Source organism: Providencia hangzhouensis (genome assembly GCF_029193595.2).
In the GTDB taxonomy this organism is placed as follows: domain Bacteria; phylum Pseudomonadota; class Gammaproteobacteria; order Enterobacterales; family Enterobacteriaceae; genus Providencia; species Providencia hangzhouensis.
Genome location: NZ_CP135052.1, coordinates 1133556 through 1154572 on the forward strand (window position 1 = coordinate 1133556; position 21017 = coordinate 1154572).

Annotated in this window: 20 protein-coding genes; 7 read left to right on the forward strand and 13 right to left on the reverse strand. The window is 38.4% G+C overall.

Features of this window, described 5'->3' with window-relative positions:
* Positions 1-81: 81 nt before the first annotated feature.
* Positions 82-1428: an MATE family efflux transporter gene (locus tag PZ638_RS04945; RefSeq protein ID WP_144140768.1), complete on the reverse strand. Its 1347-nt coding sequence runs from the start codon at positions 1426-1428 to the stop codon at positions 82-84.
* A gap of 199 nt (positions 1429-1627) precedes the next feature.
* Here PZ638_RS04945 and PZ638_RS04950 point away from each other — a divergent pair, with 199 nt between their 5' ends.
* Positions 1628-2524 carry a diaminopimelate dehydrogenase gene (locus PZ638_RS04950; RefSeq protein ID WP_144140766.1) on the forward strand — a complete coding sequence of 299 codons (897 nt, stop codon included), beginning with the start codon at positions 1628-1630 and terminating at the stop codon, positions 2522-2524.
* A gap of 170 nt (positions 2525-2694) precedes the next feature.
* A complete protein-coding gene (locus tag PZ638_RS04955) occupies positions 2695-3429 on the forward strand; it encodes a hypothetical protein (RefSeq protein ID WP_004260570.1) in 735 nt (244 codons plus the stop codon).
* A 62-nt stretch (positions 3430-3491) separates the two neighbouring features.
* Here the strand turns inward: PZ638_RS04955 and PZ638_RS04960 are convergent, their stop codons facing one another.
* Positions 3492-4319 (reverse strand): phosphoenolpyruvate hydrolase family protein, encoded by an 828-nt coding sequence (locus PZ638_RS04960; protein ID WP_004260569.1) that lies wholly within the window; start codon positions 4317-4319, stop codon positions 3492-3494.
* 12 nt (positions 4320-4331) lie between these two features.
* The gene (locus PZ638_RS04965; protein ID WP_272674728.1) at positions 4332-5549 is read right to left on the reverse strand and encodes a Tm-1-like ATP-binding domain-containing protein; all 1218 of its coding nucleotides are present in this window, start codon (positions 5547-5549) and stop codon (positions 4332-4334) included.
* Positions 5550-5921: 372 nt separating this feature from the next.
* On the opposite strand from PZ638_RS04965, the gene PZ638_RS04970 reads away from it, so the two are divergent.
* Positions 5922-6554: a TetR/AcrR family transcriptional regulator gene (locus tag PZ638_RS04970; RefSeq protein WP_004260563.1), complete on the forward strand. Its 633-nt coding sequence runs from the start codon at positions 5922-5924 to the stop codon at positions 6552-6554.
* Between the two features lie 196 nt (positions 6555-6750).
* The gene (locus PZ638_RS04975; RefSeq protein ID WP_094960943.1) at positions 6751-7800 is read left to right on the forward strand and encodes an AbrB family transcriptional regulator; all 1050 of its coding nucleotides are present in this window, start codon (positions 6751-6753) and stop codon (positions 7798-7800) included.
* 59 nt (positions 7801-7859) lie between these two features.
* Here the strand turns inward: PZ638_RS04975 and PZ638_RS04980 are convergent, their stop codons facing one another.
* Positions 7860-8207, reverse strand: a complete 348-nt coding sequence (locus tag PZ638_RS04980) for a YacC family pilotin-like protein (protein WP_036958296.1) — start codon at positions 8205-8207, stop codon at positions 7860-7862.
* 240 nt (positions 8208-8447) lie between these two features.
* On the opposite strand from PZ638_RS04980, the gene cueO reads away from it, so the two are divergent.
* Together cueO and hpt are read left to right on the forward strand one after the other, a co-directional pair.
* A complete protein-coding gene (gene cueO, locus PZ638_RS04985; RefSeq protein ID WP_112307179.1) occupies positions 8448-10079 on the forward strand; it encodes a multicopper oxidase CueO in 1632 nt (543 codons plus the stop codon).
* Between the two features lie 126 nt (positions 10080-10205).
* Positions 10206-10742, forward strand: a complete 537-nt coding sequence (gene hpt, locus PZ638_RS04990; protein ID WP_125891608.1) for a hypoxanthine phosphoribosyltransferase — start codon at positions 10206-10208, stop codon at positions 10740-10742.
* Between the two features lie 119 nt (positions 10743-10861).
* Here hpt and PZ638_RS04995 read toward each other — a convergent pair whose 3' ends face one another.
* From PZ638_RS04995 to PZ638_RS05030, 8 genes are all read right to left on the reverse strand, one after another.
* The gene (locus PZ638_RS04995; RefSeq protein WP_206277824.1) at positions 10862-11407 is read right to left on the reverse strand and encodes a fimbrial protein; all 546 of its coding nucleotides are present in this window, start codon (positions 11405-11407) and stop codon (positions 10862-10864) included.
* A gap of 9 nt (positions 11408-11416) precedes the next feature.
* The gene (locus PZ638_RS05000; protein ID WP_206277825.1) at positions 11417-11965 is read right to left on the reverse strand and encodes a fimbrial protein; all 549 of its coding nucleotides are present in this window, start codon (positions 11963-11965) and stop codon (positions 11417-11419) included.
* Between the two features lie 16 nt (positions 11966-11981).
* Positions 11982-13004: a fimbrial protein gene (locus PZ638_RS05005; protein WP_180312405.1), complete on the reverse strand. Its 1023-nt coding sequence runs from the start codon at positions 13002-13004 to the stop codon at positions 11982-11984.
* Between the two features lie 14 nt (positions 13005-13018).
* Positions 13019-15601, reverse strand: coding sequence for a fimbria/pilus outer membrane usher protein (locus PZ638_RS05010; RefSeq protein WP_144140762.1), 2583 nt, complete (start codon positions 15599-15601; stop codon positions 13019-13021).
* Between the two features lie 21 nt (positions 15602-15622).
* A complete protein-coding gene (locus PZ638_RS05015; protein WP_197739528.1) occupies positions 15623-16300 on the reverse strand; it encodes a fimbrial biogenesis chaperone in 678 nt (225 codons plus the stop codon).
* Between the two features lie 49 nt (positions 16301-16349).
* Positions 16350-16895: a fimbrial protein gene (locus tag PZ638_RS05020; RefSeq protein WP_004260526.1), complete on the reverse strand. Its 546-nt coding sequence runs from the start codon at positions 16893-16895 to the stop codon at positions 16350-16352.
* Positions 16896-17642: 747 nt separating this feature from the next.
* The gene (locus PZ638_RS05025) at positions 17643-18413 is read right to left on the reverse strand and encodes an ABC transporter permease (protein ID WP_004260522.1); all 771 of its coding nucleotides are present in this window, start codon (positions 18411-18413) and stop codon (positions 17643-17645) included.
* Complete coding sequence (locus tag PZ638_RS05030) at positions 18410-19351, reverse strand: ABC transporter ATP-binding protein (RefSeq protein WP_004260518.1); 942 nt, start codon at positions 19349-19351, stop codon at positions 18410-18412. Before PZ638_RS05030 ends, PZ638_RS05025 begins: the two co-directional genes overlap by 4 nt.
* A 257-nt stretch (positions 19352-19608) precedes the next feature.
* Between PZ638_RS05030 and can the strand changes: the two genes are divergently transcribed.
* Positions 19609-20283 carry a carbonate dehydratase gene (can, locus tag PZ638_RS05035; RefSeq protein WP_004260515.1) on the forward strand — a complete coding sequence of 225 codons (675 nt, stop codon included), beginning with the start codon at positions 19609-19611 and terminating at the stop codon, positions 20281-20283.
* A 176-nt stretch (positions 20284-20459) separates the two neighbouring features.
* On the opposite strand, the gene panD is transcribed toward can, so the two are convergent.
* Positions 20460-20840 (reverse strand): aspartate 1-decarboxylase, encoded by a 381-nt coding sequence (panD, locus tag PZ638_RS05040; RefSeq protein ID WP_036958294.1) that lies wholly within the window; start codon positions 20838-20840, stop codon positions 20460-20462.
* Positions 20841-21017: the final 177 nt, after the last annotated feature.

A 21017-nucleotide genomic window follows, 5' to 3' on the forward strand; every position in this document is an offset into this window, starting at 1 on the left:
AATGAAAAATTTCTAACTTTGAGCTTAGTCACAAAAGTCCTGCCTATAATATTCGGCAGGACTGAGTGATAACTGAACAGATTAGCTTTCTACATCAAGACGCTTACTTTGCCACTTACGTGAACGCCAGCGCCATGCATTGGTTAAGCCGCGCAACCATTCATCAGCAAAGAAACCTAACCAAATACCTAAGAGGCCCATCTCCATTTTTATGCCTAAGAAGTAGCCTAATGGGATAGCGACGCCCCACATAAAAATAATAGCGGTACACAGAGGAAAGCGAGCATCGCCAGAGGCACGCAAGGCATTTACCATCACGATATTAATTGTTCTGCCGGGCTCTAAGAACACCGAAAGTAAAAATAATGGCAGCAGTACCTTAATAATACCTTGGTCATCAGTAATATTATTTAAGATAGGATCACGGAATAACCAAAAGGCAATAACGACACCAATTGTTACGTAAAAACCCATTTTAAGGCTTTTTACACCGCGCCTAAAGGCATCTTCAAAGCGTTTTGCTCCAACAAGGTGGCCAACCATAATTTCATTACCAATACTGATAGAGATCCCGAACAGCATGATAAACAATGACAATTGGAAATAGAGCGTTTGTGCCGCAAGAGGCGTTTCCCCCATGAGACCGATAAACGCAGATGCGGTCATAAAATGGAGGATCCACACAAGATTTTCCCCCGCAGAGGGTAATCCAATATGTAAAATCTTACCCAACATTTTCCGTGACCAGTGTATTAACATCATTGGGACAAATTTAATTCTCAGCCCATAAAACAGTAGGCAGAAAAGTAAAATAACGGCAACAATACGCCCAACGACTGTTGACCAAGCAACGCCTTCAAGGCCGTATTGTGGTAAGCCGAAGAAACCATAAAGCACAATGATATTACCAAATACTGTAATCACATTAGCGATTAATGTGACCCACATTGCGGGTTGCGCTTTACCATAAACCCGCAAGCATGCCGCTAAAATAATTGAAATCGCTTCAGGGATTAAACAAATCCCTAGAATACGTAAATAAGTATAACCATCAGCCATTAAATGCGATGGCATATTCATAATAGTTAGAATGCTATAGCCAAAAAATAACGCAACTAATGCGCTGGAAAAACCAAGAATAAAGTTAAACGCGATTGAAATATGAATCGCTTGGCTGGCTTTTTCTCGGCGGCCTGCCCCTAGGTATTGGGCTATAACAACGCTACACCCCACACTGATAAAGTTAAAAATAGTGATAAATAGGTCAAACACTTGGTTTCCCACCCCCATAGCAGCAAGGTAGGCTGTAGACACGTGACTAACCATGTAGGTATTAATTAATAATGTGGCCAAATGAAGAAAAATATCGATAAAAATTGGCCAGCTGAGCGAAAAGAGTGACCGCTCAGTCACATCGGATTGATGCATTGAGAACCTTTATATATTCATGAATGATAGGGAAAGCTTTCTGATGGGCTAATTCTACATGGATTTCAACAATGAAAATAGGGTTAAAATGCGTCTGATTTAATTAGGCTAATGTTTTGTTTACTTTTAATTATTCTGTTAAATTCAATTTCGCTATAAATAATTTAATGAGCAACATCAGAACTGTATAGGAGCAAAAATGACAAAAATTAAAGCAGCAATAGTGGGCTACGGTAACATTGGTCGCTATGCACTAGAAGCTGTTCTGGCCGCTGAGGATTTTGAGTTAGTCGGGGTAGTTCGTCGCAATACGCAAGATATTCCTGCTGAGCTTTCTGGATATAAAGTGGTTGATGATATTGAAAAACTTGGGAAAGTTGATGTTGCACTCTTGTGTTCACCAACGCGTGCTATCGGCCCATTAGCAGCTAAAGTTTTGAGCCTCGGTATTAATACTGTTGATAGTTTTGACGTGCATTCAGATATTGTGGCGCTAAAACACAGCTTAGATGACGTTGCGAGACAGCATAATAGCGTGGCGGTTGTTTCTGCCGGATGGGATCCTGGCTCGGATTCGATTATGCGTACATTGATGCTAGCAATGGCACCAAAAGGGGTAACTTATACGAATTTTGGTCCAGGGATGAGTATGGGACACAGTGTGGCCGCTAAAGCTATCAATGGCGTAAAAGATGCCCTTTCTGTCACAATTCCATTAGGAACAGGGGTTCATCGTCGTATGGTTTATGTTGAATTAGACGGTGGCGCTAAGTTCGATGAGGTGGCTCAAGCGATTAAAGCAGACAGCTACTTTTCTTCTGATGAAACACATATTCGTCAGGTGGATAGCATTGATGCATTAAAAGATGTTGGGCACGGTGTGCACATGACTCATAAAGGGGTTTCAGGGGCAACACATAACCAGTTGTTCGAATATTCAATGCGCATTAATAACCCTGCACTGACTTCTCAATTTATGGTTTCTGCCGCACGAGCGACGATGAAACAAGCAGCAGGCGCATATACAGTGATTGAAATTCCACCAGTGAATTTCTTACAAGGTGATTTAGATACGCTGATCGCCAAACTGGTTTAATTAAATTTAATCTATCTGTGGCATGACATTTATTCGTTCATGCCATCTTGTCGATATTTCTTACACTTTACCTCGCTTTGAACCTGCCATTCAGACTTTAGCCACTGTTTATTTTTTGTGTGATCAAGTAGCTTATTAATAAAGTGATATTGGTGAGATGGAGTGAGCTAATGGTAAAACCACCAAGGAATGGGAAAGATAAAAACCAAGGTTTTTTCCCAGAACAATCTTCAGTAAAAAGTGTGAAGGAGAACCCGCATTCTTTCAGTATTATTCGTGCTTTTTCTAAAATAATAAACTACGGTTTTTCATTGTTTTATGTTGGTTTTATTCTATCTGTATGGTTTTTTCCTGAATACTATACGGTAGAAATTATTTATAACCTGACGTTGATCCTGATTTTTGAATTTATTTTAGTTCACTCGGGCGTCTTTATGGCGGTATTTCGTGATTGGCGAGTATTAACGTTATTTGCTCTTTTCTATGGTCTTTTTGCACTGGCCATCAATATGTCAGTATTAGGTGATTCCCCATTAATTTTATATTTATACAGTGCCACTGTTGCCAATCGAATGCTTTTTGGTTTAACCAGCCGAACAGAGCAAGAACGTTCAGAAAATATGGGCTATTCAGCATTAATGGCACTCAATTTTATGTTCTGTATTTTCTCGGTGTTAATTTTATCTTTCCTCGTGCCTTATGGCGGATTAACGCCTGAATATTTAAGATCGATTGACTATTATTCGAGTATTTCTAGCGGTGGTGAATTCCCGGAGAAACCCCATGTGGCTTTTGCCTTTGGCGTGCTCTACTTTGGTATGCCTATATTTATGGCTTGTCTAACACATTTCTTATGCAAAGGGCATTCTATTTACCAGAAAAAGGGAAGTAACTTTCGTGGCTAGAAAGATAAAAAAACGCCTACCGAAGTAGGCGCCTGGTGTTGGCAAAATATAAAGTAAAAAAACTAACGTGTAATTGATTTAAATTTTTGTGTGGTGGCGGTTAATGCCACTTCTGTTGGTAAACGTTCCATTGAGCTGGCACCATAGAAACCATGGCAATCAGGGCAGTTGGCTAAAATATATTCAGCATCTTCAGGGGTGGCTATTGGGCCACCGTGGCACAGAACAATCACATCTTCGCGTACTGATTTTGCCGCTTTTGCCCATTCATTGATTAGTGGAACGCAATCTTTGAGCGTCAGGGCGGTTTCTGCTCCAATATTCCCCCCAGTCGTTAGCCCCATATGTGGCACAATAATGTCGGCACCAGCTTTAGTCATCGCAATGGCATCTTCAGCGCTAAAAACGTAAGGCGTAGTGAGCAAATCTTTCTCATGAGCGAGACGGATCATCTCAACTTCTAACCCATAGCCCATTCCTGTTTCTTCTAAATTGGCGCGGAAATTGCCATCAATTAAGCCGACGGTAGGGAAATTTTGTACTCCTGCAAAACCTGTTGCTTTGATATCATCAAGGAATTTATCGAATTGGCAGAATGGGTCTGTTCCATTCACACCCGCAAGGACAGGAGTATGTTTTACTACGGGTAAAACCTCTTTTGCCATATCCATAACGATTTCATTCGCATTGCCATAGGCTAATAAGCCTGCAAGTGAACCTCTACCTGCCATGCGGTAACGGCCTGAGTTATAGATAACGATTAAATCGATACCGCCCGCTTCTTCACATTTAGCAGATAGCCCTGTTCCTGCGCCACCACCGATGATTGGTTCTCCCCGAGCAATCATGTCTCTAAATTTTTTTAATAAATCTGCGCGGTTATGTTTCATAGTTAACCTCTATTATTTGTTCAAAATTTCCTGGTGAAGCTGAATAACCTGGTCACAAAACTCTGTGGAGTTAATATGATAAGGACTCAAAATAAGTTGTCTTTTCTCTGTTATTATTAAATTTGCTGTTAAAGCATCAATGAAGGCTTGATCTGCGATAGGATCCCAAAATGGAGCACCATCAACATCTAATGCTGAAAAGCCTGCTGTTGGGATGATAAAGCGCACTTCACCATTACAACGATTTAATTTTTCTGCAATCCAACGACCCATTTGCTGATTTTCTTCTTTGGTCGTTCTCATTAAAGTGACTTGAGCGTTGTGATGATAAAATAAGCGATTTTGGTAGTGTTCGGGCACAGTCGAAGGGCGGCCGAAATTCACCATATCGAGAGCTCCACAAGACATCACGCAAGGGGTTTGAGTGCGTTCAATGGCACCAAAACGGTCTTCATCACAAGCTAATACCCCACCAAATAAATAATCACATACTTCGGTGGTTGTAATATCTAAAACAGAATGTAATAACTGGCTATCAATCAGTTTTTCCATGGCTTTGCCACCACTGCCTGTCGCATGGAAGACTAGACAGTCATATTGCGCCTCTAACTCTGTTGTGAGCTGCTGTACGCATGGGGTCGTTACTCCGAACATGGTTAGTGCAATTGCTGGTTTTAAGTCATGTGGTTGTTCTTCGTCGTCAAACCAAACAGCTCCTGCTATTTGATTGGCAGCATTTTTTAATACTTTGCGGGAAATGATATTCAAACCTGATACATCAGTGACGGAGTACATCATCGAAATATCACTCGCGCCGATATAACCAGAAATATCCCCTGATGCCATTGTGGAAACCATTAATTTTGGAATACCTACGGGCAATACTTGCATGGCGGGTGTAATGAGTGCGGTTCCACCCGAACCACCTAAACCAAGAATAGCGGCAACATCTGTTTGTGCAGCAAGATAAAGGCTGAAAGCGTGTGCCATAGCTTCAATGGCTTTACCGCGGTCACCACAGAAAACGGCCTCAGTACCAAGTGGATGAAAACTTGCGACAGTGTGTGCGCTGATATCTGCGTTTTTTTCTAATTGCGTTAGTTGTGTTGTCAGGTCAACAGTACGTACCGCCAATCCGGCGTTTTTGATTAATTCACTAACATAAAATAGTTCAGCACTTTTAGTGTCAAGCGTCGTTACAATATAAATAAAACCCGGATGTTTTTTCATATACAAACCCTTTCAGAGTAAAACGAGCGTTGAATTTTTCATCATAATGAGACTATAGTATCATTGCGATTGATTGTAAAATGAGATTGTAGTCTCATTTTTGGTTTATTATGACGTTATTGACTGATAATGTTTTTATCCTATTGATAAAATAGTATAAATTATTATTTATAGACCTGAGCTATTTTGAGTATATTTGGATATTTAAAAGATATAATTGTGATTGTTATGATTTTTGCTATTACTTTTAAATCACCTTTATGAATAATTTCTTTAAATCATCAACCAAGTGCATTTACCTATTCACACTTATATGTTTTCATGAGCTCTAACTCATTTTATAGTAAGTGACAGTATTTTAAGGATAAATTAATGTCTAAAACTAATTCACATTCAGAATACAAAGGGACACGAAAACGAACCTATGTATTGTTGATTAAGACGGCTTTAGATTTATTTGAAAAAGGGGCGATGCCTTCTGTTTCTGAGTTGGCACTTGAGGCGGGAGTTTCTCGTGCGACAGCTTATCGTTATTTTCCAACACAAGCCGATTTAATTACCGCAACGGTTAATGAAAGTTTAGGTCCTATTTTAACTTGGCGCCCGCAAAGTGAGCAAACCGAAGAGCGTATTGACGAGCTATTAACCTATGCTTTTCCACGTATGTTTGAACATGAAGGTGTTTTACGAGCCGCGCTGCAAGTATCATTACAGCAGTGGGCACAGGGGCGAGCAGCTCCACAAAGCATTAAAGATAAGCGTCTAGAACGCGGTAATCGTAAAGAAATTCTTGCAATGGTCACATCGCCAATGAAATCAGAATATCCGCAAGAAATTATTGATAAAGTGATTCGTGCTTTTTCTGTTATTTATGGTTCTGAAATATTTTTAGTACTAAAAGATATTTGGAAAATGGATGATGCTCAAGTAACACAATTAGCACAATGGATGTCCAAAGCGGTTATGAACCAAGCTCATGCTGATAACATAAAGAGAAGGAAATAAATTTTTCACTGTACCGTGTCAATCTAAGTTAAAAAGATTTTTTCAGACCAAGTTAAAATAATAAGATCAAAACCTAATAAATAGATAAATGTTGGTGGATATCACTAGGGTGATAAATAAATAAAAACTAAAGCTATATGGCTTAAATAATATGATATAAATTAGGGATATAAAAAGACTTAATGGTTAATACCATATGAAGAAATTATTAAAAATGATAGGTGGGATTTCCATCTGTGCTTTAATCGGTGGCGGGCTTACTTACCTAGGAGTTCCCCTTGCATTGATGTTTGGCCCGATCATTGCCATTATCATTTTTCATCGTTTTGGTATTTCCTTCGCAATTCCTAAACACACCATTAGTTTTGTTCAAGTCACGTTGGGAACCTCTGTGGGCTTGATGTTCAATCAAGTATCTCTTAATGAAGCGGACAATTTATTTCTTTTATTATTGATGTTAGTTGTTTGTTTGGCTGTGCAATTTTCGTTTAGTTTTTTTTGGTTTTACCGGAAAGTCGGTTGGACAAAACAAGAGGCAATGCTTGGCTCTGTACCCGGTGCTATGGCGGCAATCCTCGCATTAACAGACCACACCCATACACCGCCTCAGAAAATTGTTATTTCCCATACAATTCGCTTAATTATTCTTATCTTATTAGCAGGAATTGTTGTTGGCAGTGATGGTGACCCACAACCGATAATAGAATTGCCAGAATTGACATTAATTTCAACGGGATGGCTACTGCTTATTATTGCTGTTGGGGTGATTTCAGGGGCCATTTTACAGCGTTTAAAAGTTCCTGCGCCTTTTATGTTGACGTCATTAGCGGCGGCAACACTCATTCAAGGTTGGGCTGATATCCCATTGAATTTTCCACTGATGTTGACTGAATTGAGTATGGTATTGATTGGGATGAACATTGGTAACCATTTCATTGTGTTCCCACTTTCCTCGTTGATTAAAAATATATACTCTTCAGCTCAAGTCGTGGTGGTTAATATCGTGCTGACTTTTCTTATCACGGTATTTGCATCTTGGATTACAGGCTATGATATTTCGGTGTTACTGTTAGCTTGGGCCCCGGGAAGTATGGAAGCGATGACATTCGCAGCAATTACCATGAATTTAGATGCAGGCTTTGTTATGTCAAACCATATTATCAGGATGGTAATTATTCAAAGTATTCCATCGATAGCTTTGTTTTGGCAAGAAAGAAGGCAGAAAAGAAAGAATAATTTAGGGTAAAGAAAGAAAACATGCAGGCAATATGTTGGCATGTTTTCTTGATGGGCTTTCTTATCAGCTTACTTGACGTAAGCAAAGAGGCCAAGAGAATCCCGTGCAAGGGACTGGCATTTAAACTCAGTGGTGAGTGGTATCCCTTTTAGGTCACTATAACTTTCTTTGTTAAGGGCGGTCATTTTTTCCGCATTATAGTTGCTAAGGTCCCATTTGTTACTTTTAGCAAAGTAAACAATGGCACGTTCAATTTCTCTATCTGGGATTTGTGAATACCCGCAATCATATTTTAGATAAATAAAAACAGCCGTGAGATCAGCAAGATCTTCAGCTTCGTTGTTGGAAAGAGCTCTGACAGAATTGGTTATCCCCAACAGAGTCATTAAGCATGACATCAATATAAATTTGCGCATTCGTTATTCTATCTGTTTTCTATGTCAAGTTACGTTAGCATAAGAATAGAATTGTTAGTCAACTATATTTTTCTTAAATCCATGTAATAAACCCACATTTTTAGAGTGGCTTTATTGACCTTCCTGTAAGGGGAAGCTTTATCATACCTCCATTAAACCATGTTTTGCTTCGAAAGTGTAATTTGTCATAAATTACACCACTGATGATTATCGATTTGATAAATAAAAGGAAGGTTATCAATGCTACGTCGCGATTTTCTTAAGTTAAGTGCTATCACATATGCTGCAAGTGCGCTGCCTATTTGGAGCCGCATCGCGGTAGCAGCAGGAAATTATCCAACATTAGCGATTCCACCCTTATTGGAGCCTGATGCGCAAGGCAACATTCAGGTCGTTATTCAGCAGGGCGTTTCGCAATTTGTTCCAGGAAAGCAAACGACGACATGGGGTTATAACGGTAATTTATTAGGCCCTGCAATTAGTTTGAAAAATGGACAAAATGTTAATATCAATATTATTAACAAACTGGCAGAAGACACCACGGTTCATTGGCACGGTTTAGAGATTTCAGGTGAGCAAGATGGCGGCCCTCAAGCGATAATCCAACCAGATACAAGCCGTAAAGTGAATTTTACGGTAAATCAAAGCGAAGCGACATGTTGGTTCCATCCTCATACTCATGGAAAAACCGGTTACCAAGTGGCGATGGGGTTAGCTGGTCTTGTATTAATTAAAGATGATGACAGCACAAAACACGGCTTACCAAGCGATTGGGGTGTTGATGACATTCCTGTCATTTTGCAAGACAAACGCTTAAAAGATGATGGGCAAATTGATTACCAGCTTGATGTGATGAGTGCGGCTGTGGGGTGGTTCGGTGACATCATGCTAACGAATGGTGCTGTTTATCCTAAACATGTTGCCCCGAAAGGTTGGCTGCGCTTAAGGTTATTGAATGGCTGTAATGCTAGAAGTTTAAATATTTCCACCAGTGATGGACGTAAAATGTATGTCGTTGCGAGTGATGGTGGTTTATTAGCCGAGCCGATTGCGGTAACAGAATTACCTATCTTGATGGGAGAGCGTTTTGAAGTATTAATTGATGCCTCCGATGGTCGTGCATTCGATTTGGTAACTCTACCTGTCGGGCAAATGGGTATGACGATCGCACCATTTGACCAGCCTTTGCCAGTACTGCGTATTGAAACAACGTTGACGAAGGGAGAAGGTGACTTACCATCAACACTTGCAGCAATGTCTGCTATTCCTTCTCTTGCTGGCTTAAATCGCCGTCGTTTCCACTTAATGATGGATATGCGTTTGGACATGCAAGGCATGATGATGTTACGTGAAAAATATGGTGACCAGGCCATGGGTAACATGGGCGGTCATGGTGCAATGATGGGGAATATGAACCACGGTAACATGAATGCAGGTAATATGAACCATGGAAATATGAATCATGGAAATATGAATGGCAAAATGGGAAGTGGCGGCCACTGTGGTACAGGTTCTGATGGTTTGGATATTCATAATGCGAATACTATTAATGGGCAAGTTTTCTCAATGACGCATCCTGCATTCAATGCCCCTATGAATCAGCAAGAAATTTGGGTCGTTTCAGGGCGTGGCGATATGATGTTGCACCCATTCCACGTCCATGGCACACGTTTTCGTATCCTAAAAGAAAACGGCCAAGCCGTAGCGCCTCATCGTCAAGGGTGGAAAGATATTGTTAAAGTGGAAGGGCAGGTGAGTGAAATTTTAGTCGAGTTTAAACACCCTGCAACTCAACAGCACCCTTATATGGCCCATTGCCATCTTTTGGAGCATGAAGATACAGGAATGATGTTGGGCTTCACTGTCAGTTAACAGCAATATTTATTTTCAGAGAAAATGCAGTGTGAAATTTTAGCACTGTATTTTCCTTTATTAGTATATGCGTGCTGCCTATGTTAAAATTACGTGCTTTCCATTCCCATAGATGCGTAATAGAAGATGAAACATACCCTTGAAGTGATGATCTCTGAAGAAGAGATTGCTCAACGAATTAGTGAATTAGCTGATAAAATTAGTGCTCATTATCAAAAGCTTGATGGTGAATTAGTCCTTGTTGGCTTGCTGAAAGGTTCATTTATTTTTATGGCTGATTTATGCCGTAAGATTGATGTTCCTCATGAAGTCGATTTTATGACTGTTTCAAGTTATGGCAATGCGATGACATCGAGCCGTGATGTTAAAATTGTCAAAGATTTGGACGAAGATATCCGTGATAAACACGTATTAATCGTTGAAGATATTATCGACTCTGGTAATACTTTAAATAAAGTTCGTGAAATTTTCGAATTACGTGGCCCTAAATCTGTCGCTATTTGTACATTACTGGATAAACCTTCACGTCGCGAAGTGCAGGTTCCTGTTGAGTGGATTGGTTATTCTATTGAAGACAAATTTGTGGTGGGTTACGGTATCGACTACGCTCAACAATATCGTCATCTGCCTTATATTGGTCATGTAACGTTACTTGAAGATTAATATTTGGTGACCTTATAAAGAAGAGCCGCGTTTAGCGGTCCTTCTTACTGTAGCTAGATAGTATAGGTTAGCAGTATACTGAGCGCCACAGTAGGGCGCTTTTCCTACTTTGCAATTTATTATTCGTAAGTCACTTCTACGTCCATAGCCGCATTGGCTTTACCTGGAAGAATCGTTTTTTCCATTTGTATATAATACGAGTTAAAGTATATCGATAGTTTTCCGTCAACATTTGACGGGGAAACCAAAGTACCACGGCCACCTATTCCCATCCTATACCACAGCGTTCGGTCATTACTGTATTCTATTCTTATTCCAACACCTCTGGCTCTATCAGAAGAGTTATCTATATCTAGAACTGTGTTAGAACCTGAATATTGACGTCCTTGAAGAGCAATATTAATTTTAGTGTCTTTATCGCAATCAAAATCAATCTGCCATCTCACATCTTTGCTTTGCGTGTTGACACCACTACCAAAGCCAGACTGGCCAATAGTATAATCACCAAGATGAACATTTTGTATTCTTGATGATTGGACGGAGCAAGTATTAGAAGATACTCGTCCTGTAATATTAAAAACGGCATCATAACCGAATGATTTAAAAGAAAATAATGATGTCATTATTACAAAGCAATGAATTGCATATTGAGTTTTTTTATTCATTGCTTCCCCTTAATTATTTCGTACAACGAATGTAATAGAGGCATTTGCCGTACCTGGTGTTGCGCTATTTGCTAATTGCTTATAGCGCGCACGCAATTGAACTGTATTAGTTCCTGAGGCTGTCCCAGCCGCACTAATTAAGGTGCTGACTTCATTTGCATTTTTCGCTTCCCAACGTTTGCGCTCGGGTGAATAAGTTTCAACTTGAATTGCCATTCCGCTCGCTGAACCTTCAGTCTGATCCAACTCAAATAGCTTTCTATCTAGTACAGCAGGGGTTCCTTCTAAGGCGCCACTCACTTGTCGATTTACTGTTGAACAATTAAAAACCAAATCAAATTCCACCCAATCCGTCACTGAGTTACGAGGGAAGTTGCTTCCATCACCTTCTAAAAACCACATTCCTAAATCAACACCTTGCGCAGCAGAAGATATGCTACACGTTTCACCTTTAATCGAACCTGTGAAATTCACCTTGATATAGGCATCCACAGCCATCACATTCATTGGCATTAGAGATATAAAAAACAGTACAAATAGATTTAAATTATGTTTCATAAATAATGACCCTTGATTATTTATACACAAGGGTAACCGTAACCTGTGCATTACCATGAGTTGCCTTCACTTCATTTGATGTTTTGACATATCTGAATTCAAATGTTTTTGTGACAATGGGGCTCAGACTTGCTTTATCCAGCAAGGAATAGACATAATTGTTGGATAAGGTACGGTCTCCTCCTAATTTCAATGGGGAAGATTGACCCGCTTCGTATACTCGCACCGCAAATCCAGGGCTTTCGCTTTCATTTTCTAAATAAATAATATCTGTATTTATATTACTTGGATGCAAGTTATCCGCTACGGTGTAGGCTACAGACATGATGGCAGGGCAGTTAATCGTAATCGACTGTTGAGCATGGCCAAAGGTATCTCCTATATTTAACGAGCGAACTTTAGCGATGTCATGGACGCCGAGGTCGACCGATTGTCGAACTGATGAAACTGCACAAGTGCGTTGTGCCCATGAAATCAATGTTGATGCAGGCAATATTTCCCCTACTGATGAGATCCAATTCATATCACCACTGCATTGCACTTTGACTGGATTAAAATGTGTAACAGCCTTATCCGTTCCTTCAATATCTCCTTGAACGGTTTTGACATACATCATTCGTGTTTCAAGTTGTAGCGATGATGAGCCATCAATGGCACTAATTTCGCTATTATTTCCTGTTAATGGATACCATTGGCTCGTTCCTTTTTGCCTTAATGCCATGACATAACCCACGCCATTAATGCCAGTGCTAAAAACGGGGTAACTCCCTGAGCCATCATTAATCACCATTCCTACGGGTTGGCTATTTACTTGAGGAGTAAAATTAAAGTTTCCCGGCCCTTCAGCAACACATAATTCTTGATTCCCTGTAGACTCAAATTGCTTCCAACCATTACCCAATATCGCTTCACGGGGAAGTTTATGAGTTGCCGTATCAATTTCTAAATCCCCTAAATTGATACGAAACTGCCCGACACTGAGCGCGTTAAATGAAAACAAGGTAATACCAACCAAAGCAATAATTTGTTTTATATTCATATTCAAAACCTATTTTATTGGCAGTTGACGGGCAATATGGGTAAATGATGCTTCAATTGTTCAGCAGTTAATTTATATTCGGCAACACACTGATCTTCTTGGTTTTTACCCCATTTAATTTGTAGTCGCCCTTGCTCTGGCATCCCACTGAGATACACATCACCATTATCACCGACAATACCTGAGCTCATATTTTGGTCATCACTTTGAGCGAATTGGGCCATTGCACCGAAAGGCACTGGTTTTCCATTATGAGTAACATTAAATAATAATCGGTAACCGACATGAGTTTGGTAGCTTGCCAAAATTGCGGCACCTTTTGTTGGTACCGCATTAACTGTATTGGTTTTTAATTCAACATTTTCAGGTAAAGAGTCAATGTTGAGGGATATTTCATTTTTAGTATAAGGGTTGAGATAAGGCACAATTGCGTAACCTCGAGAATCGGTTGAAATATTAGCTCGATTTAAAACTTGCACATTTTCCGCACCCGGAGCTCGAATAATCGCGAAAGAATCATAGATAGGCTGGGCTAAAGTGATACCATATGGATGAGCAACAATCGCCCCTGTTAAACCATAGTTTGCTCGCTGTGAATATCTATCATAGCCATAGGCCGCATTAGCAACACCGTAACTTCCTCGATAAGATGCCGAGGCATTTCCACTACCACGAGTTTCTTTATTTCCATATGACTGCTGAACAGCGTAATTAATATTATTTTTTTCACCAAGAGTACCACTTACTCCCATCATTGCGTCTGCATTGCCGCTGTTATCCGCTGTAATACTACTATTTATCGATGTGTAATTGCCGGATGTATTATTAAGTGGAATAGAAACTGAAAAAGAGAAGTAATTATCAGCTTTACGTTGATAAGCACTATCAGAATAACTGTAATTAAAGTTATAAGTGATCCCATCAAAGCTTTTGTTATAACCTGCATTTAATGAGCGTTCTTTACCCGAACGGTTCCAATAATCTTGCTGATAACTAGAAAAATAAATATTACCGAATTCATTTAGTGACTGATTTAGTGAGATTTGAAAGCGATTTTTTTTATTATCGCGATATATTTTAGGTTGATTACTGTTAGCTTCACTGAATGAATAAAAACCTTCCGTTGAGTAACGATAGTTAGCTAAAGTTACAGATGTACCAGTCGAGGTCACGTTTTTGGAGTATTGAAAACGATATGACTGCCCACTGTCGGTATCTTCTTTCCCTAATAAATTTTGGCTATTTGCTTGTGTAACATCAGCCGATAGTGCTCCCAAACTACCTAAATTAATTCCCATTCCTATCGCATAAGATTGGTAATTTTTTGATAGTAAAGTTCCAACATACCCAGTAATACCTTTTGGTAACCCATAAATAAAAGTACTTTGCAGGAAATCAGGTTCTACTTCACCGGAGGCATTAGATTTATATTTTCCCCCCGTTAATGAATACTTGAGTTGCCCTTCTCGCTGCATAATAGCAATTGATGAGAAAGGAACAGTAAATGAGCGTTCAGTACCATCCGCTTCCTTAATTATAACGGTTAAGTCACCGCTAGTCCCTGTTGGGTATAAATCATCAATTTCAAATGCACCTGGAGAGACATAGGATTGATAAATAACATAGTTATTTTGTTTAATCGTAACTTCTGCGTTACTTTGAGCTATTCCCCTAATAATCGGAGCAAAACCTCTCATTGAACTAGGTAGCATGGATTCATCACTTTGTAATTGAATGCCACGGAATTGAAAACCATCAAAAATCTCACTTGGTGTCGCTGTGTCACCAATCACTAATTGAGATTTTAAGAAATTAATCCCTCTTTCTAAGCTAGTCTCAATGTTTTTCCATTCGCGTTCTCCACTATTATCCGTATAAGTCGAATAGTTTTTTAAACGCCATGGGCCTAGATTTCCAGTGCTACGAAGGTTGAAATAATGAGAGTTTGTATCTTTGGCGTTATTACGACTCCAATTGTTTGAACCACTATAATAATAATTTAAGATTAAAGCAGGAACACCATTTTCCCATTGACTAGCGGGAACAGTACCTAATGCTTGTTTATTCATAGCAATTTGAGGTATTGAGATATTCAGCTTCTGTTGATTCAATTCAAGCGTAGATTTTGCCTCGGGTATATATTCGCCTATTGGGCCTATATATTGCCCAGCAGAAAGTGCAGCCAATGCTGGAATAGAATTAACTTTAACTCCCCAAAGTGCTAATTCTTCTTTTGTTATGCGTGGAATTAACTGGCTTGATTTATCATCCTTAACAAATTCGATAACCTTAGAATCCATTAAAATACCATTTACGATAATATCGACATGATATTCTCCCGCTAACTGGCCTCCAGGGTTAGCAAACTGGTCTAAATTAGGTAGATCTGCAATATTTTGGCCATCAATGACGCTGAGTGAGCTAGGACTAAAATAATCTTCCGCAGATACATGACTAATGCTTATTCCAGCCAAAATTATTGCAGTTACTACCTGACATATTTTTTTTAATCGAAAATAAGTTACCCCATTATGCAAATCGGTTATCGCGTCATAATGACGATTTAATGGATGTTGCTTTCTTGAAATGCAGCGCATAATGAATGTTCTTCCAACTGATTATTTTAATGTCTGAGTTTTCGCTTTCGTTATCGTTCCATAGTCATTAATTGCACTCCAAGTAACTTGGTTTGCTTGAGTTCCCGAAATATTCCATGACGCTTCGCCCAGAGGAGGGACCATGCCTGGTTCTGCAATTTCTTTATTACCAACCTTCAACTCCCCGAATGAAACATAATAAGGCGTTGGATTATTTGCTTTTAAATAGTTTCCTTGTTTTTTAAAGGTTAATTTTTCATACGCAATTAATGCTTCTGCTGTTGGTAAATCTGCAGGGCGATAAAATAATTTAATCTTGTTATTAATTGAAATCGTTAAATTATTTGTTGCATTTGGGTCTGATGGTGGAATTGATTTAACATTTAGCCAATAAACTGATTCTTTATCAGAGGGTAACTGAGAATCTGTTAAAACAATTCGAATAGCATTGGCTGATTCAGGTTCAATGCGAAAAAGTGGAGGAGTTACAGTAAACGGTACTTTTTGCTTATCATTATTATTAAAATTATTGACCCAAGATTGTACAAGATAAGGTGTTTTGTCATCATTTCTCACTGAAATTGAAGCTTCTTTCTTATTGCCTTCATAAATAACACGAGTGCCACCTAAAATAACACTGGCGTTTGCATTAAGAGTCGTCATAAATAAAAGCGCTAATGAAATGAGATGCTTTTTCAAAATTTTCCCCTATAAAAAGAGGGAACGAATGTTCCCTTAATTCAGTGAACTATTGGTTATATTGAATAGTGACAGTAACGTCAGCGTTTGCTTTACCAGCAGTAACTTCATTTGCGGTTGTAACGTAACGCGCATAATATGTTTTTTCGCCACTATTACCTTTCAAATCAATACCATCAGCTTCTGTGTCTGGAGTATAGAAATTTGTTCCGTTAACATCACCAGAAATACCAATACCAACACCTTCAGCCTCATTGACAGCATATAATTGGTTGTTATCTGGGTGTGCGGTTCCTCCGAAGGTGACGCGAGCACGTGCTAATGTTGCAGGGCAGCCACTCAAGCCTATTGTTAAAGGAACTGCATCAGTTAATTCACCGACTTTATCGAAGGTGTTAGTCATCCAAGTGCCAAGTTGCACTACACCTTCATTTTTGTTTGTATTATTAACTTCAATAGTACAAGTCGTATCAATAAATTGACCTTTGAAATTTATGGTGCCTTTAGCATTACCGCTATCAATTGCAGCATGTGCCACACTTGATAATGAAACCATAATAATTGATGCCATTAATACTGACTTTTTAAAAATCATAGGAACCTCTTATCTATCTAGTAAAGAATCATTAATTATATTCAGGTTAGATGACTAAGTTATTTTTTAATAACTATTATCCCATATATTTCACACATCAAAATTATATTAGTGTTTTTAAAGTAAATCCATTAAACGAGTAATTTTAAGTATTTTACTTAGATTGCGATGTTTAACTTTGAAATAACGCTTTTAAGTTAATAATATAGATGAATAATCCAATAAACTGACATTTTCTTAACTGTTAACGATAACAATCATATTAAAATTAAATTTAAATATTATTTAAGTAACTGTAACATTGTATTTCGTTTGAAATATAATTTAACGGATATATGCAGGCCAATATTCTTATTATACGAGATGCGTGGTATTAAAAATCTCCAAAGTTGGTATTTAAGGTATTTAAAGCTTATTTGCTGTAGGGGAAATGTGAAAACTCATAAGATATGATCTGGCAGTGCTATAAAATCATCTTTTTATTTTTACCTTTTCAGGTAAATAAAATGAATGATAAGACCATGAATTTTAATTTTTTCAACAAGAAACTATTTATGGTTTAAATTAAAGGGGTAGTAAACTCTCTTTAATATATAATTTTTTATTAAATTTACTTTAGTTTTGATTTTTTATCGAGAATATTCTTTGCTTGATTAAGTGATTTTACTTAAAAATAAAAGGCCATATCTAATTAGCTGAATGACAACGATAGATATGACCTTTTTATTATTTATAATCTAGGCTAAATTAACTGCGTAACCCTCTACCTTGTTCAATCAAATACCAAGTTAGTAAATAAAAAACTATCAAGAAAATCATCAGTACACCAAGAGTAATTGCGATTGATACATCTGCAATACCTAGGAATCCATATCTAAATCCACTAATCATATACACGATAGGGTTTAATTTAGATATAGCCTGCCAAACTGGCGGTAATAAGGATAGCGAATAAAAGACACCACCTAAATAAGTTAACGGTGTTAGGACAAAAGTAGGAACGATACTGATATCATCAAACGTCTTAGCAAAAATTGCATTTAATAGCCCAGCAAGTGAAAATACAATAGCGGTTAGCAACAAGGTTACTACAACCATAACCCATGAATGGACTTGTAGTGGAATAAAAAATAGTGACACTAACGTGACTAAAAAACCAACTAGGATCCCACGAGCAACACCTCCACCAACAAAACCAGCAATAATTATGTGTGTTGGAACAGGTGCAACCAGTAACTCTTCAATATTCTTTTGAAATTTAGAACCAAAAAATGAAGAGCAGACATTAGAGTAAGAGTTAGTGATAACTGCCATCATGATTAACCCCGGAACTATAAATTGCATATAGTCCACACCACCCATATCACCAATTCTTGAGCCAATTAAATTACCAAAAATGACAAAGTATAGTGACATTGTAATGACTGGTGGTAATAAGGTTTGTACCCAGATACGACCAAATCGAGTGACTTCTTTTATCCAAATAGTTTTTAATGCTACCCAGTACAATGAGATCATTTTACAATCTCCTTCTCGGCCGCATGGCTTTCTTTTTTGACTAAATTAACAAATAACTCTTCCAAACGGTTCGCTTTATTACGCATACTTAAAATTTGTACACCTTGCTCGCTGAATTGGCTAAAAACACTATTTAGGCCTTGCTCTCTTTTTACATCCACTTCAAGTGTTGATGTGTCTATCAAACGAGATTCATACCCTAATAATTGAGGAACAGGACTTTTGGGCATTAGATCAAAAATAAAAGTTTCTGATTCTAGTTGGCTAAGTAGTTGTTTCATACTTGTATTTTCAACTAGCTCACCATGTTGAATAATACCAATATTACGGCACAGCATTTCAGCTTCTTCTAAATAGTGAGTTGTTAAAATGATTGTCGTCCCTTGAGCGTTTAGATTCTTCAAAAATGTCCACATAGAACGACGTAACTCGATATCCACTCCTGCTGTTGGCTCATCGAGTATTAATAATTTTGGTTGGTGCATTAAAGCACGAGCAATCATTAAACGGCGTTTCATTCCACCTGATAGATTGCGGGCACGCTCATTGCGTTTTTCCCATAAATCAAGTTGAGTCAGATACTGTTCGGCACGTTCTACAGCAACTGAACGAGTGACTCCATAGTAACCCGCTTGGTTAAGGACGATTTGTAGTACTGTCTCAAAAGGGTTGAAATTGAATTCTTGAGGCACTAAACCAAGTTGTTGTTTTGCTTGTACAACTTGCTTTTCTAAATCATAACCAAAAACTTTTACACTCCCACTCGTTTTATTCACTAATGAGCTGATAATCCCGATTGTAGTTGATTTACCTGCACCATTTGGTCCTAGCAAAGCATAAAAATCGCCATCTTCAACGCTTAAGTCGATTCCTCGCAAGGCTCTTACACCACCGGGGTAGGTTTTGGTTAACTGCGATAATTCAAGTGCATATGTCATATGTAAAAAAAACCTTTATTCTTAAGATAGTTTGGCGGCAATATATCCTAATGATGCCACTTTTTTCTGTCCTATGTTATGCAGAAAAGAGATAATTAATTTATCTAAGATAATTCAATATGTTACTAATTTAGGGTTGTTTTGTCTAAAGGAGAGGTTCATCATAAGGGCATTAAAATTAGTATAACTAATTATTAATTAATCAATAAATGCTGTATAAGATTTTATCGCAAAGTAACACAATTAGGCTATAAGTCATGATGAGAAAAATAGAAGAACTGTTTGCTAACAATGAAGCATGGTCAGCATCAGTAAAAGAGCAAGATCCTGAATTCTTCAAAGAATTATCAAAAGCGCAAAAGCCAAGATTCTTATGGATAGGCTGCTCAGACAGTCGAGTACCTGCAGAAAAGCTAATTAACGCAGCACCTGGCGACCTTTTTGTTCACCGTAATGTTGCTAATTTAGTTATCCACACGGATCTTAATTGTTTATCTGTTATTCAATATGCCGTTGATGTCTTACAAGTTGAGCACATCATTATTTGTGGTCACTATGGTTGTGGTGGTATTGAAGCGGCTGTTGATAATACCGAACTCGGCTTAATCAATAATTGGTTATTACACATACGTGATATTTGGTACAGACACAGCTCTATGTTAGGTGAATTAAAACCTTGCGAGCGACTTAACCGTTTATGTGAACTAAATGTTGTGGAACAAGTTTATAATTTAGGCCACTCTACCATTATGCAATCAGCGTGGAAACGCGGTCAAAAAGTCATGATCCACGGCTGGGTCTACGGTATTAACAATGGCCGATTGCAAGACCTTCATATTACGGCGGATAGCAGAGAAAAACTTGAACTTTGTTACCGTGAAGCAATTGCGACATTAACGCAAAAAAATAATTTAAGTAAAAAGGATTGCTAAATTGCCCTCTGATTGCTGGTAAACCTATTATGTCATCAGCAATTAGAGCAAGCTTTGAAAGTAAAACCCTAAAAAACAACTTATTAACGTTGGGCAGATAAAACAAAGCGGGAAAAATAGGTATTTATCCCGCTTTATCAACAATCTCAAGCGCTATAGAATGGTGCTTTCTTATATTAAGCGACTTGTACAGGCACTGCTTTAGCAACCCTGCTCATGACATTGTTTTCATCAAAATAAGCAACCTTCGGTTTATGCGTGCGCGCATCTTCATCGTCAATTTGTACATATGAACAAATAATGAGTTTATCGCCTACCGCGGCACGGCGTGCAGCAGCACCATTAACTGAGATAATTTTTGAACCGCGCTCGCCAGAAATCGCGTAGGTTGAAAAACGCTCACCATTATCGACGTTATAGATATCAATGGCTTCATATTCAAGGATCCCAGCAGCATCCATGAAGTTCTGATCAATCGCACATGACCCTTCGTAGTGTAGGTCTGCCTGTGTGACTGTGACGCGATGGAGTTTGCCTTGTAACATTCTTCTTAACATTTCTTCTTCGTCCTTCAAATTGCAGCGTTGTTGACTACGTGCGTTCGCCCTAGTCACATACTTATGTATGCTCCTAGGGACTCACTTACTTGCCGCCTAGCTGCAATCTGAATGACTTTGAATAAAATCATAGTGCCTTCAAAACTGCAGCGTTGTTGACTACGTGTATATAAGTCG

What these genes read in the sequence shown, in the direction of transcription:
- PZ638_RS05005 (WP_180312405.1), bottom strand. Translation starts at nt 13,004, where the DNA reads ATGAATATAAAACAAATTATTGCTTTGGTTGGTATTACCTTGTTTTCA.
- PZ638_RS04980 (WP_036958296.1), bottom strand. Translation starts at nt 8,207, where the DNA reads ATGCGCAAATTTATATTGATGTCATGCTTAATGACTCTGTTGGGGATA.
- hpt (WP_125891608.1), top strand. Translation starts at nt 10,206, where the DNA reads ATGAAACATACCCTTGAAGTGATGATCTCTGAAGAAGAGATTGCTCAA.
- PZ638_RS05030 (WP_004260518.1), bottom strand. Translation starts at nt 19,351, where the DNA reads ATGACATATGCACTTGAATTATCGCAGTTAACCAAAACCTACCCCGGT.
- can (WP_004260515.1), top strand. Translation starts at nt 19,609, where the DNA reads ATGATGAGAAAAATAGAAGAACTGTTTGCTAACAATGAAGCATGGTCA.
- PZ638_RS04945 (WP_144140768.1), bottom strand. Translation starts at nt 1,428, where the DNA reads ATGCATCAATCCGATGTGACTGAGCGGTCACTCTTTTCGCTCAGCTGG.
- panD (WP_036958294.1), bottom strand. Translation starts at nt 20,840, where the DNA reads ATGTTAAGAAGAATGTTACAAGGCAAACTCCATCGCGTCACAGTCACA.
- PZ638_RS04995 (WP_206277824.1), bottom strand. Translation starts at nt 11,407, where the DNA reads ATGAATAAAAAAACTCAATATGCAATTCATTGCTTTGTAATAATGACA.
- PZ638_RS05020 (WP_004260526.1), bottom strand. Translation starts at nt 16,895, where the DNA reads ATGATTTTTAAAAAGTCAGTATTAATGGCATCAATTATTATGGTTTCA.
- PZ638_RS04965 (WP_272674728.1), bottom strand. Translation starts at nt 5,549, where the DNA reads ATGAAAAAACATCCGGGTTTTATTTATATTGTAACGACGCTTGACACT.
- PZ638_RS04975 (WP_094960943.1), top strand. Translation starts at nt 6,751, where the DNA reads ATGAAGAAATTATTAAAAATGATAGGTGGGATTTCCATCTGTGCTTTA.
- PZ638_RS04970 (WP_004260563.1), top strand. Translation starts at nt 5,922, where the DNA reads ATGTCTAAAACTAATTCACATTCAGAATACAAAGGGACACGAAAACGA.
- PZ638_RS04955 (WP_004260570.1), top strand. Translation starts at nt 2,695, where the DNA reads ATGGTAAAACCACCAAGGAATGGGAAAGATAAAAACCAAGGTTTTTTC.
- cueO (WP_112307179.1), top strand. Translation starts at nt 8,448, where the DNA reads ATGCTACGTCGCGATTTTCTTAAGTTAAGTGCTATCACATATGCTGCA.
- PZ638_RS05025 (WP_004260522.1), bottom strand. Translation starts at nt 18,413, where the DNA reads ATGATCTCATTGTACTGGGTAGCATTAAAAACTATTTGGATAAAAGAA.
- PZ638_RS04960 (WP_004260569.1), bottom strand. Translation starts at nt 4,319, where the DNA reads ATGAAACATAACCGCGCAGATTTATTAAAAAAATTTAGAGACATGATT.
- PZ638_RS04950 (WP_144140766.1), top strand. Translation starts at nt 1,628, where the DNA reads ATGACAAAAATTAAAGCAGCAATAGTGGGCTACGGTAACATTGGTCGC.
- PZ638_RS05010 (WP_144140762.1), bottom strand. Translation starts at nt 15,601, where the DNA reads ATGCGCTGCATTTCAAGAAAGCAACATCCATTAAATCGTCATTATGAC.
- PZ638_RS05000 (WP_206277825.1), bottom strand. Translation starts at nt 11,965, where the DNA reads ATGAAACATAATTTAAATCTATTTGTACTGTTTTTTATATCTCTAATG.